Source organism: Vibrio sp. B172a (assembly GCF_030248355.1).
In the GTDB taxonomy this organism is placed as follows: Bacteria; Pseudomonadota; Gammaproteobacteria; order Enterobacterales; family Vibrionaceae; genus Vibrio; species Vibrio owensii.
Genome location: NZ_JAHGAC010000048.1, coordinates 1 through 18404, shown reverse-complemented (window position 1 = coordinate 18404; position 18404 = coordinate 1). Strand labels below are relative to the sequence as shown.

Annotated in this window: 15 protein-coding genes; 6 read left to right on the top strand and 9 right to left on the bottom strand. The window is 45.6% G+C overall.

Annotated features, from left to right (window positions below; all coding sequences use genetic code 11):
• Positions 1 to 879: 879 nt before the first annotated feature.
• The 4 genes from KIT90_RS27515 to zntR all read right to left on the bottom strand — a co-directional run bounded on the left by KIT90_RS27515 (position 880) and on the right by zntR (position 7379).
• A complete protein-coding gene (locus KIT90_RS27515) occupies positions 880 to 3015 on the bottom strand; it encodes a lysine decarboxylase CadA (protein ID WP_005451159.1) in 2136 nt (711 codons plus the stop codon).
• A gap of 117 nt (positions 3016 to 3132) precedes the next feature.
• On the bottom strand, positions 3133 to 4476 hold the full coding sequence (gene cadB, locus KIT90_RS27510) for a cadaverine/lysine antiporter (RefSeq protein WP_005434864.1): 1344 nt from the start codon (positions 4474 to 4476) through the stop codon (positions 3133 to 3135).
• A gap of 767 nt (positions 4477 to 5243) precedes the next feature.
• Positions 5244 to 6815: a lysine decarboxylation/transport transcriptional activator CadC gene (cadC, locus tag KIT90_RS27505; RefSeq protein WP_038896212.1), complete on the bottom strand. Its 1572-nt coding sequence runs from the start codon at positions 6813 to 6815 to the stop codon at positions 5244 to 5246.
• Positions 6816 to 6980: 165 nt separating this feature from the next.
• On the bottom strand, positions 6981 to 7379 hold the full coding sequence (gene zntR, locus KIT90_RS27500) for a Zn(2+)-responsive transcriptional regulator (protein WP_005434867.1): 399 nt from the start codon (positions 7377 to 7379) through the stop codon (positions 6981 to 6983).
• A gap of 266 nt (positions 7380 to 7645) precedes the next feature.
• Here zntR and purH point away from each other — a divergent pair, with 266 nt between their 5' ends.
• Entirely contained in the window at positions 7646 to 9238 is a 1593-nt protein-coding gene (purH, locus tag KIT90_RS27495; RefSeq protein WP_285379728.1) for a bifunctional phosphoribosylaminoimidazolecarboxamide formyltransferase/IMP cyclohydrolase, read from the top strand.
• 117 nt (positions 9239 to 9355) lie between these two features.
• The gene (gene purD, locus KIT90_RS27490; RefSeq protein ID WP_285379726.1) at positions 9356 to 10645 is read left to right on the top strand and encodes a phosphoribosylamine--glycine ligase; all 1290 of its coding nucleotides are present in this window, start codon (positions 9356 to 9358) and stop codon (positions 10643 to 10645) included.
• Positions 10646 to 10742: 97 nt separating this feature from the next.
• Here the strand turns inward: purD and KIT90_RS27485 are convergent, their stop codons facing one another.
• Entirely contained in the window at positions 10743 to 11441 is a 699-nt protein-coding gene (locus KIT90_RS27485; RefSeq protein ID WP_285379724.1) for a DUF1481 domain-containing protein, read from the bottom strand.
• A 39-nt stretch (positions 11442 to 11480) separates the two neighbouring features.
• Positions 11481 to 11753 carry a nucleoid-associated protein HU-alpha gene (gene hupA / locus KIT90_RS27480; protein ID WP_005433627.1) on the bottom strand — a complete coding sequence of 91 codons (273 nt, stop codon included), beginning with the start codon at positions 11751 to 11753 and terminating at the stop codon, positions 11481 to 11483.
• A gap of 253 nt (positions 11754 to 12006) precedes the next feature.
• On the opposite strand from hupA, the gene KIT90_RS27475 reads away from it, so the two are divergent.
• Positions 12007 to 13140, top strand: coding sequence for a CNNM domain-containing protein (locus KIT90_RS27475; protein ID WP_005434876.1), 1134 nt, complete (start codon positions 12007 to 12009; stop codon positions 13138 to 13140).
• 80 nt (positions 13141 to 13220) lie between these two features.
• Here the strand turns inward: KIT90_RS27475 and KIT90_RS27470 are convergent, their stop codons facing one another.
• The gene (locus tag KIT90_RS27470; RefSeq protein WP_005434878.1) at positions 13221 to 13808 is read right to left on the bottom strand and encodes a YjaG family protein; all 588 of its coding nucleotides are present in this window, start codon (positions 13806 to 13808) and stop codon (positions 13221 to 13223) included.
• A 66-nt stretch (positions 13809 to 13874) separates the two neighbouring features.
• Between KIT90_RS27470 and KIT90_RS27465 the strand changes: the two genes are divergently transcribed.
• Positions 13875 to 14798, top strand: coding sequence for a D-2-hydroxyacid dehydrogenase (locus KIT90_RS27465; RefSeq protein ID WP_285379722.1), 924 nt, complete (start codon positions 13875 to 13877; stop codon positions 14796 to 14798).
• A 7-nt stretch (positions 14799 to 14805) separates the two neighbouring features.
• On the top strand, positions 14806 to 15378 hold the full coding sequence (locus KIT90_RS27460; protein WP_199458319.1) for a uracil-DNA glycosylase family protein: 573 nt from the start codon (positions 14806 to 14808) through the stop codon (positions 15376 to 15378).
• A 220-nt stretch (positions 15379 to 15598) separates the two neighbouring features.
• On the opposite strand, the gene hemE is transcribed toward KIT90_RS27460, so the two are convergent.
• Both hemE and nudC read right to left on the bottom strand, forming a co-directional pair.
• On the bottom strand, positions 15599 to 16666 hold the full coding sequence (hemE, locus tag KIT90_RS27455) for a uroporphyrinogen decarboxylase (RefSeq protein WP_005433634.1): 1068 nt from the start codon (positions 16664 to 16666) through the stop codon (positions 15599 to 15601).
• A 247-nt stretch (positions 16667 to 16913) separates the two neighbouring features.
• On the bottom strand, positions 16914 to 17711 hold the full coding sequence (gene nudC, locus KIT90_RS27450) for an NAD(+) diphosphatase (protein WP_285379720.1): 798 nt from the start codon (positions 17709 to 17711) through the stop codon (positions 16914 to 16916).
• Between the two features lie 178 nt (positions 17712 to 17889).
• On the opposite strand from nudC, the gene KIT90_RS27445 reads away from it, so the two are divergent.
• On the top strand, positions 17890 to 18381 hold the full coding sequence (locus KIT90_RS27445) for an Rsd/AlgQ family anti-sigma factor (protein WP_005434886.1): 492 nt from the start codon (positions 17890 to 17892) through the stop codon (positions 18379 to 18381).
• Positions 18382 to 18404: the final 23 nt, after the last annotated feature.

Here is an 18404-nt window from a genome sequence, read left to right as displayed (position 1 = left end):
CTTGCATGTGTTAGGCCTGCCGCCAGCGTTCAATCTGAGCCATGATCAAACTCTTCAATTTAAGATTTTGTCGGCTCAATGAATACTGAACATTACATAAGTAATGTTTGAATTGACTGTGCTGAATCTTTCGATTCAATGGTCACTTCGTATCATTGAAACCTAATTTGAAGCCGAAGCTTCTAATTGGATTATCATCAACGAGTGCCCACACAGATTGATAGGTTCTTATTTTTAAAGAGCTTTTCTAACATTTTCAGCAACTTAGTTGCTCGTCGTTAGGGGTGCGTATCTTACTTCACACCGTGAGAGAGTCAAGCATTTTTTCAAATTCTTTTTTCTCTCTTCCCGACTCGCTGTGTGACTTTCGTCTCACTCCGTGTCGGTGGATGCGCAGTATAGGGGGTTGAGAAATTAGCACAAGCGTTTTTTTCAAAAAAACTTTCAACCGCACAAATAACGAGCATTCTGCATAGATACTCAACGATCTTGGCTAATATTTCGGGTTGTAGAGGATCTTTTCATGAAGAAATACCTGACTTCCGCATTAAAAGATCGCCTATTTCTTTGTGATTTCGGTTACTGATCTTATCTCTCTTGGTTCTTTTTTCTCTTTCTACCTATATAAAGATGAAAAAAAAGAGCAGAACGATGACGAACTGCTCTTTTGGTCTTTGCTTTTTATTTGGGGTACTTCAGGTGAAGTCTTGGAAAAGTGTTTCTTCTATATATAGAAGAAAAGATCAGAGCATCCTTGCCCTTCTCTTTACGACAGATTAGTTAGGGGTATATCTAAATGTCGTTATTGTTCGATGACGCATTGAGCTCGTAAGAGTGGAGCATGCTTGCATTCCCAATGGCGTCATCTTCGAGAGGAACTTAGTTCTTCAATACTTTTACGGTGTAGCTACCATCTTTTTGTTGGTATAGACCGTGGATGTCGGTTTCGAAACCTGGGTAATGCGCACCGATCTCACAAAGCATCTCTAGGAAGTCCAGCACAGGGCGAGACTCTTGAGTCACCATTTCACCAGGAAGTACTAGTGGCACACCTGGAGGGTAAGGAAGGATCATGTTCGCACTTACGCGGCCAACCATTTCTTCCAGTTTGATTTCTTCTACGTTACCGCGAAGCTCTTCTTGCCATGCTGCGTGTGGTGTTACTTTCATTTCTGGAAGAACATCGAACGCTTTGTACATTAGCTCTGGTAGGTTGTATTTCTTAGTTAGGTCATGAATTGCTTGTGCTAGTTCTTGAACGCGCATGCCTTCATAGAAGCTTGGGTCTTCGTTGTATAGCGAAGGTAGGAAGCTCTTGATGGTTAGGTTCAAGTCGTAGCCACGTTTAAATTCAGTTAGACCGCGTAGCAATTGCATTGCTTTTGATTTGTCGATACCGATTGAGAATAGGAACAACAAGTTGTATGGACCTGTTTTCTCTACCACGATGCCGCGCTCGTCTAGGAATTTAGCCACCAGCGAAGCAGGAATACCTGATTCTTCTAGTTCGCCTTCTTTATTCATCCCCGGAGTCAGTAGCGTTACTTTGATTGGATCAAGATACATGTGGTTGTCATCCATGTTCTTGAAGCCGTGCCATGTGTCGCTAGGGTCTAGTTTCCAACATTCTGTGGTATCGATGTTTTCTGGTTGCCATACATCGAAGAACCAGCTGTCGCTTTCTGCTTCTAGACGTTTGATCTCTTTACGGAAGCGGATTGCGCGATCGATAGAGTCTTGCATCAACTTCTTACCAGTGTTGCCGCGCATCATTGCCGCTGCAGTTTCAGTAGAAGCAACAATGCCGTACTGAGGTGAAGTTGAAGTGTGCATCATGAATGCTTCGTTGAAAGATTCTTTATCAAAGTCACCTTTCACGTGAATCATTGAAGCTTGCGAGAACGCAGCCAACAGTTTGTGTGTTGATTGTGTTTCGTAGAACACTTTGCCTGGCATCGCTTCACCACTCATACCACATTTACCTTCGTAAATTGGGTTGAAGTTAGTGTAAGGCACCCAAGCACTGTCGAAGTGGATGTGTTTACAATCTAGCGACTCTTTGATGAATTGCGTGTTGTACAACAGACCATCGTAAGTTGAGTTAGTCACTACTGCGTAAGTTGGTGCTGTTGCACCTGGTGTTTTCGCCACTTTCTCTGCGATTACATCGCGGCTGAATTCGCTTTGTGGGATACCACCAAGGATGCCGTATGCGTTACGAGTTGGACGGAAGTAGATTGGTGTCACGTCGCTCATCATCATTAGGTGAGTCAGAGATTTGTGACAGTTACGGTCAATCAGTACTGTGCTGCCCGCAGGTGCTGAGTACATACCAACGATTTTGTTCGATGTAGACGTACCGTTAGTTACGATGTACGAGCTGTCCGCATTGAATGTGCGTGCGATGTATTCTTCTGCATCTTTATGTGGACCTGAGTGGTCTAGTAGAGAACCTAGCTCAGGCATTGAGATTGATACGTCCGCTTTGAATGTGTTTGGACCGTAAAAATCGTAGAAGATGCTACCAGCAGGGCTTTTCTGGAATGCAGTACCGCCCATGTGACCTGGAGTACAGAAGGTGTATTTACCTTCTTCTACGTATTTGAATAACGCTTTAGTGAATGGAGGCATGATGGCATCTTTGTATGCCTCAGTCGCTTGGTTGATTTTGATAGCGATATCGTCAGCCATACCTAAAGCGTACTCGAAGAAGCTCACGTTTAGACGTAGGTCTGTTAGTGAAATGTCTAGAGTAGACTGTTCGTTAGCAAATGCGTGAACAGGCAGTTTTTCGTTGATTTGGCTGATACGTTCACATAGCTCTAGTGAGTATTTATCCCAGTCGAACAGCACACCGCAAATGCGTGGGTTCATCTCAATCATTTTGATCAAGTCTTTATCATCTACTGGGTAAACCACTTCGTAGCCCGCTTTCTCAAGAGCAGCGTGAAGTTGACGAACTGGCTCTTCTTTAAAGAACACACCCATGTGGTTCAAGATAGCGAATATATTCATTTGGACATCTCCAAGGCGAATGAGGGCGCTCTTTGCCATTTACAGGCAATGAGTAAGGTGAGCGCCGCGTGAATTTGGGTTTTATGGGCTGGCACCGTAGTGCCAGCGTTTTGGGGATTAGTTGCTTGCTTGGGCAGGCATGTCGTCAGCGTGCATTTTCACGTACTGAGCAAGACCTGCTTTTTTGCTGTAGAACATCAAGATAACTAGAGACACGATGAAGGTTGCTGTTAGCGTACCGCCCTCTGCACCTGCTAGTGCGATGAAGCAGAACAGACAAGCCACACCAGAGAACAGCATTACGAAGCCGTTACGTGTTGTCATACCTTCGAAGCGGATCAAGTTAATGCTTGAGTAGAAGTAAGGCAGCATAGTTAGTAGAACTGCGTCAGTTGTTAGCTGGTTGAATAGGTCTGATGCGTGTGCTGTTTTAGAGCTGAAGAACATCAGTACAACCATCAGTGCAGTCATCTTGATTGACGCAAGGATTAGACCTTTCTTAGGCACACCGTTTTTGTCAGTTTCGCCGTAGATTTTAGGGAAGTTGCCGTCGTTTGCTGCGCGTTTACCTGCTTCACCCACTAGCATCATCCAAGAACCTAGCGAAGTGAAACATGCTAGCGCTGTGAATGCTGATACGAATGGTGCTGTCCAGCTACCGAATAGCTCAGTGGTTGCTAGTGCAAATGGCGCGCCTGATGCCGCAACTTCTGACGCTGGGAACATGCCGCTGATCATTTGAGTTGATAGGATGTAAATCACACCTGCGATACCAGTACCCAACATAGTTGCTAGTGGTACAGTACGTTTAGGGTTTTCTACCATACCAGTCGATACCGCTGCTGATTCCACACCTACGAATGACCATAGACAGATAAGAACCGCTGTTACTACCGCGTGGCTGTCAGTACCTGCTGATACGTTCCAGTTTTGGCTGTAAAGCGCAGTATCGAAGTGCGTCCAACCAAATGCGGCTGTACCAACAACTGGGATAAGGATAAGAACTAGACCAAGCGTACATAGACGGCTTACCCAGCTACCACCAAGTAGGTTGACGAAAGTGAAGATCCATACCGATGCAATCGTCGCAATACCTGCTGGGATTGGGTTATTAAGCACAGGGAAGAATACTGAAAGGTAAGAAACACCTGTAATGGCAATAGCCAGGTTACCAATCCAGTTCGCGTGGTAATAAAGAACGCCCGTTTGGAAACCAAATACCGGAGACACTTCGCCAGCATAAGCGATAGGACCACCTTCTTGTGGGTTTTTGGTTGCCAGACGAGCGTAAACGAACGCCAGACTCAGTGCACCGACCAAACAGATCAGCCAACTGAAGATTGAAACAGAGCCTACAGAGGCAAGACTAGAAGGTAATAGTGCAATACCACTACCCATCATGTTACCGGCTACGACACCCGTACAGGCAATAAGGCCGATTTTTTTCGCATTCGATGACATAACATCTCCAAATCTATTCTACTCGAGTCAACATGACTCAAACTGAATGGTTATTAGCGAGATGCTATGAGGAAGAACCTGCTCGACCTCGCTAAATTTCGAAGTGAAGACTACGCCCAAAAACTGGGAAAAAAATAAACTTGGGGTTATCAATAAAACAATTAGCCCATCGGTATAAAGTTGAGATAAACCTGATAAACTAAAAAACATAAAGCCAGCATATACAGTAACTTAAGATAAAAAACTAAAGCACTCATGTCGAAAAGCTAAAAACATCAACCTCAACAAATTTTCCATCAACCTTATCAACCGCTATCAACATCAAGCTAACCCTATCCTGATTACCCGAACTGTTGATGCAGACTTTTCCTACCCTTATTGACCAATTGACTTACATCAAACTTCCCCTCCTCTTTTACTCAGCGATGCATAAGTACAAGCGTTATTACACATAAACAACTGCATATTTGTGATCGGTTTTAAATACGCAAGGCTAAGGCCGAAACCCAAAAGCTCGATATGAAGCGGCACTAAGACAGGAAGTAAGAAGTAAGAAGTAAGAAGCAGAATGCCAAGGTGTTGAGAATAGAGAATAGAAAATAGAAAATAGAAAATAGAAAATAGAAAATGAAAAGCCCTCTCCTCTTCTATAGCAAGCATTATTAGTAGCAATAGAGGTAAGAAGCACACACAAGAGGCAGATACAAAAAAAGCCCCTCACCGAAATGAAGGGCTAAAGATATCTTTACTTGTTAGATGGTGGCTGTTTACAGCATACGAACCACGGAAGGGTGTACTGCGCGATACATAGCGTAATCAATCGCCTTCATGTTACTTGGAAAAACCAAGTTCTCGCACAATAAGTAAGTTTCTACGGATGTATCAATATAGAAGGCTTCGCTGTAGGACTCACTTGCCCAATCCAAATCACCATCCAGCTCAGCGTGCTTACCTCGAATCACGTAAGACAATACCGAATCACGAACGTCTAATGCTTGATTCAAATGTCGCTTAGCTAAATCAATGTCACCAGTGATCGTCTCATGCAGAGCTAACGCTTCATAAATACGTGGCTGAATAGGCCCAACCATCATCTTAGCGTTGGCTTCCAGCTTATCACTTAACTGCTGAACCCTGCTCTTTCTTAGTTCCAATGCAGGATCGAGTGCTTTTTGCACATGGTAAGCAATGAGAAGCTCCGATTGAACATAAGCATTATCTGGTTCAATCTCGAGGATTTTCTCCATCAAGTCGATACCATGCTGGAATTGATTCGCATCCGATACGTTCAAGTAGTGGTTTGCTTCAACAAACAACTCCAATGCGTCTGGGTTCATTGGCATACCCGCCACCAGCACTTTGGACTTCAGTTTTGCATCTGGTACTTTCAATACTCGCATCAAATCCAAAGACGCTTGTTGCATCACGGACTTTAAGTGGCTGTTAGTTAATGCGTACTGACGGCTAAACAGCACTTTCTCTGAAGAGTTGTTGCGGTATTCCACTTCAAGGAAGCTGCCACCATCATTTTCTTTGACGCGAACGACCACAGATTTCCCCGGAACGATACCCGTGGTAAAGGAAGCTTTCTTGAGCATGACACGATAGTCACTCACTTGAGCCACATCAGCCATCAACTTCTGCGCAAAGCCATCTGCTAAGTCATAACTTCGACCTTCTTTGCTGAAGTTATCTTGAAACTTGAACTCAATAAGGTGGGTATCAATGGCTTGCGTGATGCGCACTTCTGACTGCTTATAGGTAAACACCCCCATCACCACGACCAAAATACTGATCCAGATAAAGTTCATAAAGCCCAATCGCCACGGGCTGATTTTGTTCGGTTTACGCGGCGCTTTTTTCTCTTTCGACATCTCGCATACGGCGCGAGTTAAAGGCCCTGCTGGGAATGCGATAGTTGGTGCTGGCGCTTCTGGCAGTTCTTCTTCTGTTTCTTCAACAACAGGAGGAAGGATTTCGGCATCACAATGACGACTTGCAAGGAACTCCTCGTGTGTCATTGGGGTCACATTCGCCACCAGCTTGTAACCACGCTTAGGCACAGTGATCACGTAGCTGATGTTTTCTTCTCGACCATCTCGCAGAAGTTTACGCAGTTCGAAGATCGACTGTGTTACGACTTGATCCGTCACAATCGCACCAGCCCAAACATATTGGATCAGCTCTTCGCGATTGAACACTTCACTGGCGTGCTCAGCAAGAAAATGCAGTAGGTTTATTAAGCGTGGCTCAACGGTAACTTCCCTGTCTTGTCGATACAGCTTATTTTCATCAACGCTCAAAACCCAGTCATTGATTTGAAAATAGACTCCAACCATGTATGAAAACTCTCGTATCTGATAGACAGCGTCGCTTTAGGAATAGAGGGGACTACACATTCTTACAGTCGACTAAAGCCGAGATTATAGGTGGGAAAACGGCTTGAACCTAGAAAAGCAAGCCGCCAAAAATGCAAACTTAAATTAAATGACGCAAAAATGAGACTATTCAAGGGCTGCTAAGATAGAACAATGGCTGGCATCGTCGTTGTTATGCCCGCAACACGCGTCGTTTATCTTCTTTAAAGCAGTACGGATTTTGCTCAGTTCAGCAATCTTCTCATCAATTAAAGTTAACTTTGCAGAAGTGATGGCTTTTACCTCTGCACAACTGTGTTCTGTCGCCTCTAATTTGATCCCTAACAGCTCTTTTATTTCTTCTAGACTTAGGCCAAGCTCTTTCGCTTTTAGAATAAAGCGCACCTGCTTCTGGTTCTCTTCGTTATATAAGCGATAGCCCGATTCACTTCGCCCTGCGGGTGTTATTAACGCATTTTTCTCATAGAAACGGAGTGTATCGGCGGTTACACCACAACGTTTTGCCAGTTCACCAATCTGAAACATAACTTTCCTTATTAACTATCTCGTTACCTTTAAAGCTAAAAATCGAGTTTTTTGCAATTATTTTTGAGATGCCAAACGATTGCGCGAGCTTTTTTGTAATAAATTGGTTAGAATACGCGCCATCAAATAGTGGAGACTGTTTTCTAAGCATGAAAACGCCCGCAAAGGTCTTTACCAAAACTGGCCAATATTTTACCCCAAGAGGTGAAAACAAGTTCATTTTTGGCAAACATCTTTAACTCCGTGAATTTGAGGAAAATGGAAGCATGAATAACGCTCGTCCTATTCGCCGTGCGCTTATCAGCGTATCAGACAAAACAGGTATTGTTGAGTTTGCACAAGCTCTTGTTGAGCGCGGTGTCGATATCCTATCTACTGGTGGTACTGCTCGTCTACTTGCAGAGCAAGGCATCGCAGTAACTGAAGTCTCTGACTACACTGGTTTCCCAGAAATGATGGATGGTCGCGTTAAAACGCTTCACCCAAAAGTTCACGGTGGTGTGCTGGGTCGTCGTGGCCAAGACGATGACGTGATGGAAAAGCACGGCATCAACCCTATCGATATGGTTGTCGTTAACCTATACCCATTCGCAGAAACCGTTGCTAAAGAAGGCTGTACGCTTGCTGATGCGGTTGAGAACATCGACATCGGTGGTCCAACAATGGTTCGCTCTGCAGCGAAAAACCACAAAGACGTGACTATCGTTGTGAACGCTCACGACTACAACCGTGTTATCGCTGAAATGGACGCGAACGAGAAATCTCTAACGCTAGAAACTCGTTTCGACCTTGCTATCGCAGCATTCGAACACACGGCTTCTTACGACGGCATGATCGCAAACTACTTCGGCACTATGGTTCCATCTTACGGTGAGAACAAAGAAGGTGATGACGAGTCTAAATTCCCACGTACTTTCAACCAGCAATTCGAGAAGAAGCAGGATATGCGCTACGGTGAAAACAGCCACCAAGCAGCCGCATTCTACGTTGAAGCCAACCCACAAGAAGCATCTGTTTCTACTGCTCGCCAAATCCAAGGTAAAGCCCTTTCTTACAACAACATCGCAGACACTGACGCAGCGCTTGAATGTGTGAAAGAGTTCAACGAGCCAGCATGTGTGATCGTAAAACACGCGAACCCATGTGGTGTAGCTCTAGGTAAAGATATTCTAGAAGCGTACAACCGCGCTTACCAAACTGACCCAACATCTGCATTCGGCGGCATCATTGCATTCAACCAAGAGCTAGATGCTGAAACAGCAGCCGCTATTGTTGAGCGTCAATTCGTTGAAGTAATCATCGCACCTTCTGTTTCTGCAGAAGCGATTGAAGTGGTTGCAGCGAAGAAGAACGTGCGTCTACTTGAGTGTGGCGAATGGACAACTAAGACAACTGGCTTTGACGTGAAACGCGTGAATGGCGGCCTACTGGTTCAAGACCGTGACCAAGGTATGGTAAGCCTAGACGACCTAAAAGTGGTTTCTAAGCGCCAGCCAACAGAAGAAGAGCTGAAAGATGCACTGTTCTGCTGGAAAGTAGCGAAATACGTGAAATCTAACGCGATCGTTTACTCGAAAGGCGACATGACTATCGGTGTAGGCGCAGGCCAAATGAGCCGTGTTTACTCTGCGAAAATCGCAGGCATCAAAGCTGCAGACGAAGGTCTACAGGTTGAAGGTTGTGTAATGGCATCAGATGCATTCTTCCCATTCCGTGACGGTATCGACGCGGCTGCAGAAGCAGGCATCAAGTGTGTTATCCAACCCGGTGGTTCTATGCGTGATGACGAAGTTATCGCAGCAGCAGACGAACACGGCATGGCGATGATCTTCACAGGTATGCGTCACTTCCGCCACTAATTAGTTTTGGTCCTCCCCCTTACCAAGGGGGAGTTAGAGGGGGTCTGTTGTACGTACACGACTTACCCCTCCCAACCTCCCCTTAATAAGGGGAGGAGCGAAATCAAAGGAAATATTATGAATATTCTTATCATTGGTTCAGGCGGTCGTGAACACGCATTAGGTTGGAAAGCGGCACAAAACCCAAATGTTGAGACTATCTTCGTGGCTCCAGGTAACGCAGGTACAGCACTAGAGCCTAAACTAGAGAACGTAAACATTGCAGTAGAAGACATCGCAGGTCTGGTTGCTTTTGCAAAAGAGAAAGCTATCGAGCTAACCATTGTTGGCCCTGAAGCTCCACTGGTTATCGGTGTGGTTGATGCTTTCCGCGAAGCAGGTTTGCCAATCTTCGGCCCAACACAAGCGGCTGCGCAACTTGAAGGCTCTAAAGCGTTTACCAAAGACTTCCTTGCTCGTCACCAAATCCCAACGGGTGCCTACGCGAACTTCACTGAAATCGAGCCAGCTCTTGCTTACGTACGTGAACAAGGTGCGCCGATTGTAGTAAAAGCTGACGGCCTTGCTGCTGGTAAAGGCGTTATCGTAGCGATGACACTAGAAGAAGCTGAAGACGCAATCAAAGACATGCTAGCAGGCAACGCATTTGGTGATGCTGGTAGTCGTGTCGTTATCGAAGAGTTCCTAGATGGTGAAGAAGCAAGCTTCATCGTGATGGTGGATGGTGAGAACGTTCTACCAATGGCCACCAGCCAAGACCACAAACGCGTAGGCGACAAAGATACTGGTCCTAACACCGGTGGCATGGGTGCATACTCTCCAGCTCCCGTGGTAACACAGGAAATCCATAACCGCATTATGGAAGAAGTGATTTACCCAACGGTTCGTGGCATGGCCGCTGAAGGTAACCCTTACACTGGTTTCCTATACGCGGGTCTTATGATCGACAAAGACGGCACTCCGAAAGTAATCGAGTACAACTGCCGCTTCGGTGATCCTGAGACGCAACCTATCATGATGCGCATGGAATCGGATCTTGTTGATCTGTGCCTAGCGGCAATCGACGAGAAACTGGATCAAGCGGAATCGAAGTGGGATCCACGAGCATCGATTGGTATCGTGCTAGCAGCCGGTGGTTACCCAGCAGCGTACAACAAAGGCGACGTAATTTCGGGTCTGCCACAAGTTGAAATTGAAGGCGAAAAAGTCTTCCATGCTGGTACAGATAACAAAGACGGCGAAATCGTGACAAACGGTGGTCGCGTTCTTTGTGCAACAGCACTTGGCAACAGCGTATCAGAAGCGCAGCAGCGTGCATACGAGCTTGCAAAACAGATCAGTTGGGATGGCATGTTCCATCGCAACGATATCGGCTACCGTGCAATTGCACGTGAGCAAGAAAAATAAAAACAACTTCAGTTGGCTAAAACGACAAAAGGCGCACTCAGCGCCTTTTTTATTGTTCTTGTTCGAGAATTGAGAATGAGACAGCTCGAAGCCATGTTTATTCAGAGATCAACTTTGGTCGCGGTACACAATCAAAGTCATCATCATTAAGCATCAGCAGTTCATCCACCGTAGCGGTATTACGTGACTCTTTACCGATAAACGCTATGTAGCTGTCCACTGACGCCAATCTATCAATCACAAACTTAGGCAGGGTCTGGTTAAACTCTAGCGTAGCAAACTCACGACCTTTGCAGGTTTCGAACGTTTCGCCATCCCAATACCCTTGGATTAGGCTCTGGCCATCACGAGATTGTTTCTTGATAGACGTAACGACATCGTTCGCCTCTTGCTTGTAACGCTCTAATTGATCACGTTGTAAAGGCAACACTTTTCCATTCACACGGTACTGCTGATAAATCGCGTCGCCATCTTTATTAAATCGAATGTGGATTTGAAAAGGCACCAATCCTTGTTTGGCATCGAGTTGCTCACCTTTTCGAATCAACTCTCTGAGTTCACCGTCATCCCAACGATAATCACTCTGATATGAACCGTAATCGCCCATCGTGACATAGTCTGCTGCCGTACTAACACGTGTTAGACGCTCAGTCATCCAATATAAACTGGTGGCATCACCCATGACTTTCCCGCCAGAGAAATGGGTAAATTGGTCTAGATTTGGGGTTTCTACAGAAGAACAGCCAACAAGAGCAAGGCTTGATAGTAGGAGTGAAGTGAATAGATGTTTTTTCATGAAATTGCACCGAGGCAGGATACCTCGGTGCATTTTAACTTAGTTTACTGATTCTTTCAGCGCTTTACCTGCTACGAATGCAGGTACGTTAGCTGCTGCGATTTGAATCTCGTCACCAGTCTTAGGGTTACGACCAGTACGTGCAGCGCGGTGGTTTACTTTGAATGTACCAAAACCAATTAGTTGAACTTGGTCACCCTCTTTAAGAGCGCCAGTAACACCCTCAAGAGTTGCTTCAAGAGCAGCTTTAGCTTGTGCTTTAGATAGGTCTGCTTTCTCTGCAATAAAGTCGATTAATTGGGTCTTGTTCATTAGGTTTCCCTTCTCATATGTTATCGAATTCATCTCACTCTAAAACATAAATGCCCCATCTGGCAAAGGTTTGTAAGCGATCTTTCGATTTTCTGACGCAGTTTTAGCCATAATATGAGTAATAACTCACAATTTGTTACTACTTGCACGAGGAAAGCTCTTGCTTTCTAATGCAATAAGACCGATTTATAAGGCACTTTTGCGGTTATAATCGCTTAAAATCCCGACTATCACATTACATTCAAGGGCAACTATGCTGCTGTTATCCATTTATATCTCTATTGCTATCGGCATTTCGTTTATCTGTTCGGTACTGGAGGCGGTACTTCTAAGTATCAGTCCGAGCTTCATTGCGCAGCTCAAACAACAGGGGCACCCGGCTTCTGCTCAGCTAGAAAAGCTAAAAGCAGACATCGACCGACCACTTGCTTCTATCTTGACGCTAAACACCATTGCTCACACCATCGGTGCGGCGACGGCTGGTGCGCAAGCGGCAGTGGTATTTGGTAGCGAAGCGCTAGGTATCTTCTCTGCAGTACTGACACTAGCGATTCTTGTTCTATCAGAAATCGTACCTAAGACAATTGGTGCGACATACTGGCGCCAACTTGCACCAGCTGCAGCGGTTTCACTTCGCTGGATGGTGTGGGCACTAACACCATTCGTATGGTTCTCAGAGCAAATCACAAAACGTCTTGCTCGTAACCACGAAGCACCAAAAATGCGTGATGAGTTGTCAGCAATGGCAATTCTGGCGAAAGAAAGCGGCGAGTTCGCAGAGGGTGAATCAAAAATCCTGAGTAACCTGCTAGGCATCCAAGACGTACCAGTAACACAAGTCATGACACCGCGTCCGGTCGTATTCCGTGTAGACGCGACGATGACCATCAATGACTTCCTAGAGAAGCACAAGGAGACGCCTTTCTCTCGCCCACTGGTTTACAGCGAGCAGAAAGACAACATCATTGGTTTTGTGCACCGTCTAGAGCTGTTCAAGCTGCAACAATCGGGCAGCGGCCAAAAACAACTTGGTTCGGTCATGCGCCCTATCCAAGTTGTCTTGAATAATACGGCTCTGCCAAAAGTGTTCGACCAAATGATGACTCACCGCCTACAACTGGCGCTTGTGGTTGACGAATACGGCACGGTACAAGGTCTTGTGACGCTAGAGGACATCTTTGAGCACCTACTGGGTGAAGAGATCATCGATGAAGCGGATAAGAGCACAGACATGCAAGAACTGGCTTACCAACGTTGGGAAAGCTGGAAAGAAAAGCACGGCGTAATTGAAAGCCGCGATGACGATGAAGAAGAGGAACAACTGGAGAAACAGGACAAAGAGCCAGAAGCTCAAGAGCCAACCAAACCAGACTCTAAAGAATCGTAATCAGCCTTGGGCGTAACAGCTCAAACGCACAAATAAAAAAGGCATCCACCATGGATGCCTTTGTTTTATCTATTCAACAATTAAAGTGCAATGCCGATGTTGCTCACGGCTTCTTCGCGTAGCTCTTCACGCAAATCTTTAATCAGGCTGATGTCACGCTCTACCGCTTCACGTAGTGGACGGAAGATAGCCCACTGAACATCCCACTCTTCACACACGGCTTCATTTTCTTTTTGGTTGTCGTTTGTGATTGGCTCTGCGCCTTGTGCTTGTTCTAGGTCCGCAACGGTTTGTACCGACTGTTGGCTCACTTTAAGCATTGAATCGAAAAGGTAGTCGCGATCCAACAGACCATGCAGCAGTGTCGACAAGCTCTGACAAGCATCCATCGCAGGATAAACACCGTAAAAATCGAACTCATCTGCACTTGGGAACAACTCTTCTAACTTCTCTAATTGACGTTCGAAGTTAATTTTCGCGTTCTTAACCGTCAGAATTTCCCATACACTATCAAGAATCGCTCGGTAAGCACGTGGCTCAGCAAATTCTGTATTCTCACAAAACATCGCATAGTTTGGATACATGCGTTCACACAGGCACGCCATGAAGGTAATTTGTTGCCAAGGTTCTAGTTTTTCCAAACGAACCTGAAGAGGATTCTTAAGCATAGTCACTCAATCATTGAAGAAAAAATCAGCGAAAGTGTACTTGATTCATCACAGGGAAAAAAGTTAATGCAGCATCCAAATCAGATTTTCCTGCTCTCAGAGCATCGCGACACCTACGAAACGTTACTGGCGGAGAAAAATCTGCCCGATCTGGCCATCACAAACAAACCTCAAGATGCTCAGATCGTACTGGCGGATCCACCATTACTATCACAAAGGTTAGACGAGTTTTCACAGCTTGAGTGGGTGCAATCAACATTTGCAGGAGTGAATGCTCTGATGATGCCGAATCTACGCCGAGATTATACCCTGACTAATGTTCGCGGTATTTTTGGTCCATTGATTGCTGAGTACGTGATTGGTTACAGCATTGCTCACTTCCGTCACTTCATGCAATACCACCAGCAGCAACAGAGCAAACAATGGCAGCCGCATCTGTATACCTCGCTACAAAGCAAAACCATGGTGATTCTCGGCACCGGCAGCATCGGCAGTCATTTGGGTAAAACGGCACAATTGATGGGCATGAAAGCCATAGGGATCAATCGTACTGGCATCCCTACTTCTGGCGGTGAATTCAATCAAACTTTTCATATCAATGAACTCGCCAGCGCCTTTCACCAAGCGGATATCGTGGTAAATACGCTGCCGAGCACGCCAGAGACGCAACGTTTGCTCAATAGTGAAGTGTTAAGCCATCTTAATCAGGCATTGCTATTTAATGTTGGAAGAGGCGATGTGATTGATGATGCAGGTCTGTTGCTCGCACTAAAAAATCGCTGGGTCGAACATGCTTTTCTCGATGTGTTTGAACAAGAGCCACTTTTACCGCAACATCCGTTTTGGAAACTTCCGCAAGTAACCATCACTCCTCATATCGCGGCGCTAAGTTTCCCTGAGCAAGTAGTCGACATTTTTGCAGACAACTACTTGAGTTGGAGGGACGGTTTCTCTCTAACTAATCAGGTCGATTTCGATAAAGGGTATTAACCATCTTATGTCTTTAGAAACACTGCTAAAGCAAGTACGGGCCTGCCAGATTTGCGCAGACGATTTACCTTTGGGCGCAAACCCTGTCGTGCAAGCTGCAAAAGACGCACGCATACTAATAATCGGACAAGCGCCGGGGACACGTGTGCACAAAACCTCGATACCTTGGAACGATCCAAGCGGCGATCGGTTACGCCACTGGCTCGATATCGACAAAGACACTTTCTACGACCCAAACAAAATAGCCATTGTCCCGATGGGTTTCTGCTATCCAGGTAAGGGGAACTCAGGCGATTTGCCTCCTCGCAAAGAGTGTGCGCCCGCTTGGCATAAAAAGATTCTTGAGCAGTTGCCCAATATAGAGCTGACACTGCTGATTGGTCAGTACTCACAGCAGTACTACCTCACAAGCAAACCAAAGACACTCACGCAAACCGTTCAGCAATGGCAGGATTGGGAACCGGACTTTATCCCGCTTCCTCACCCCTCTCCACGCAACACATTATGGCTAAAGAAGAATCCTTGGTTTGAGTCTGACGTCGTGCCATACCTTAAAAAACGCGTTCATTCGATGCTTTAGGTTACCCATGATCTAATTACTTGTTTATCTGTACAAGAAAATTAGCGCACAAGAACTGTGATCATAAACCATTGTTTATAATCAATTTTAATGTCTAACGCACAGCTTGAATAGTAATTAGATCATGGTAGACCAAATGCTACCAGAGCTGTACAGCCTTGAGTTTCAGATAAAAAAATACCGGCACTGGTTGCCGGTATTTGATTTAAAAAAGTCGAAGTTACTTGTGGTACGGCTTAGATAGCTCGTGTACCGCTTCCACAAATACACCCGCGTTTTCTGGCGGCACATCCAAATGGATACCGTGACCTAGGTTGAACACGTGACCAGTACCTGCATCACCAAAGCCTTCTAGAATACCCGCGACTTCTTCACGGATACGCTCTGGTGAAGCGTAAAGCATTGATGGGTCCATATTACCTTGTAGAGCCACTTTATCGCCGATACGCGCTTTTGCGTCTGCGATGTTGATAGTCCAGTCTAGACCTACCGCATCACAGCCCGTTGCTGCGATTTGCTCAAGCCACATGCCACCGTTCTTAGTAAACAACGTTACTGGTACGCGACGACCGTCGTTTTCACGAATCAGGCCATCTACAATCTTGTGCATGTATTGTAGTGAGAACAGGTTATAGTCACGAGGAGTCAGTACACCGCCCCATGTATCAAATACCATCACCGACTGCGCACCCGCTTTAATTTGCGCGTTTAGGTACTCGATAACGCTGTCTGCTAGCTTATCTAGAAGTAAGTGCAGAGTTTGCGGTTCTGCGTACATCATCTTCTTGATCTTAGTGAACGCTTTAGAGCTACCACCTTCAACCATGTAAGTCGCCAGTGTCCATGGGCTACCAGAGAAGCCAATCAGTGGAACGTCACCGTTCAAGTCTTTACGGATTTGACGCACTGCGTTCATTACGTATTGCAGCTCGCCTTCTGGATCTGGCAGGCCGATCTTTTCTACGTCAGCTTTGCAAGTGATAGGCTTATCGAAAACCGGACCTTCACCCGCAGCAAAGCGAAGTTCTAAGCCCATTGCATCTGGGATAGTTAGGATGTCAGAGAACAAGATCGCTGCATCAAGAGGAAAACGGCGTAGTGGTTGAAGCGTTACTTCTGACGCCAACTCCGCGTTTTTACACAAAGACATGAAATCGCCCGCTTGCGCACGAGTTGCTTTGTATTCTGGTAGGTAACGACCTGCCTGACGCATCATCCATACTGGCGTGTAATCTACTGGCTCTTTTAGAAGGGCACGCAGATAACGATCATTTTTTAATTCAGTCATTCCGTAATTCCAATTGTTAGGCTTTCTTTGAAAGGGGGTATTCTATCACTGATTTAAGGCTAATAGCTGTGTGCTTTGCAACCTGGATCAAGTTATTAACTTTTAAATCAGTGCTTAATTTGCACCCAGTCGGTATCAGTGTTAAAAATTTGTTCGCTAGCGAAAACTACAATTATAAACTGAGTACCCGGTACTCAGCATCTCATAACGACATCTTACTTACCCCCTCCCTCTCGGAGGGTTTTTTTTATCTATTTTTCAGCGAATTAGATTCGATATCTTGTCGCGTTTGCTCGATAAGAGCTCGAGCAATTGTCCCTTCTGGTGCAACCGGCGGCATCTCATCAATGCCAAACCATTGTGCATCAGACAACTCAGTGTAATCAGGATTCAATTCACCAGACTCGTAATCTGCTAGAAATGCCATCATCATGCTGGATGGGAAGGCCCATGGTTGGCTGCCAAAATAGCGAATATTTTTAACGTGTACGCCGGTTTCTTCGTGTACTTCACGAGCGACACATTCTTCTAGGGTTTCTCCCACTTCTAAAAAGCCCGCAATGACGGTGTACATGCCATTTCGATGACGAGGATGCTGTGCCAACAAAATCTGGTTATCTTTGCGCACAGCGACAATGATGCACGGGAAAATACGCGGATAGTGCAAAGTACGACACTCACCACACTGCATCGCTAGCTGGTTGTTATTGAGAAAGTTTCGACCACCACACTGGGGGCAAAAGCGAAGGCTTTGTGTCATGTGCCCATATTGAATCGCTTTGCTGATCAGCAAGAAGAGTGCCTCTGGGAAATGCAGACAATCACGCAGAGACACCAGTTCTAAATCGTGGTCTAAATCCGACAGATTTACCCACATCACTGGGGCATTTTGGTATTCACCTATCTGCCTTGCACTCGCTTCTGGCAGTGAGAACTGCTCTGCATTGCCAAATGGTATAGCACCATCCACCAGCCAAACATCGCTTCCTGAGACAACACACCAATAGGCGTTTTTCGTACGGTTAACTTCACCTTTTCTTAACATTACAGCGTCCCTTTGCTTGAAGTTCATTCATTTTACTGGCAATCTAATTTCATACCAGAGTTTGTCGTTCGCCAAATTTGCAACTATAAATTCTAGTAAGGACAAGAGTTTGTAATCACTTTACTAACTTTGCTTTGCAAAGGATACGTTCGCCAATGGGCGATCAGATCATGAGGGCATGGTCATGCTAAAAAAATTCAAACAAACACAAGACCAATGGGGCGGTTCCAGTGACGTTATTGACCATTGGCTGGAAACGAGACAATCTCTGATTGTCGAATATTGTAAGCTTGCAGCACTGCAACCTTGTTCGAAATCCAATGTCATTGAACTCCCTTCCCCTGACGAACTTCAGCACTTCTGCCAACACCTTGTTGATTATATCTCCGAAGGTCACTTTAAAATCTACGATATGGTGATGGATAAGTGGAAAGCCACGGGCTTTGTCGCGACAGATGAAATAAACCAGACTTACGCGAAGATCGTCCTCACTACTGAGCCGTTGTTGAACTTTACCGACAAATACTCTGATGTTTCAGCCGAAGATGAACTGGCTGATTTTGATGAAGATATGTCTTTGATTGGGGAAATCATTGAGACACGCTTCGCGGTAGAAGACCACTTGATTCAGTTGATTGCCGACAGTTTAGCGATGCCGCCTGGCGCATAGCGAGAAGCGAGAAGCGAGAAGCG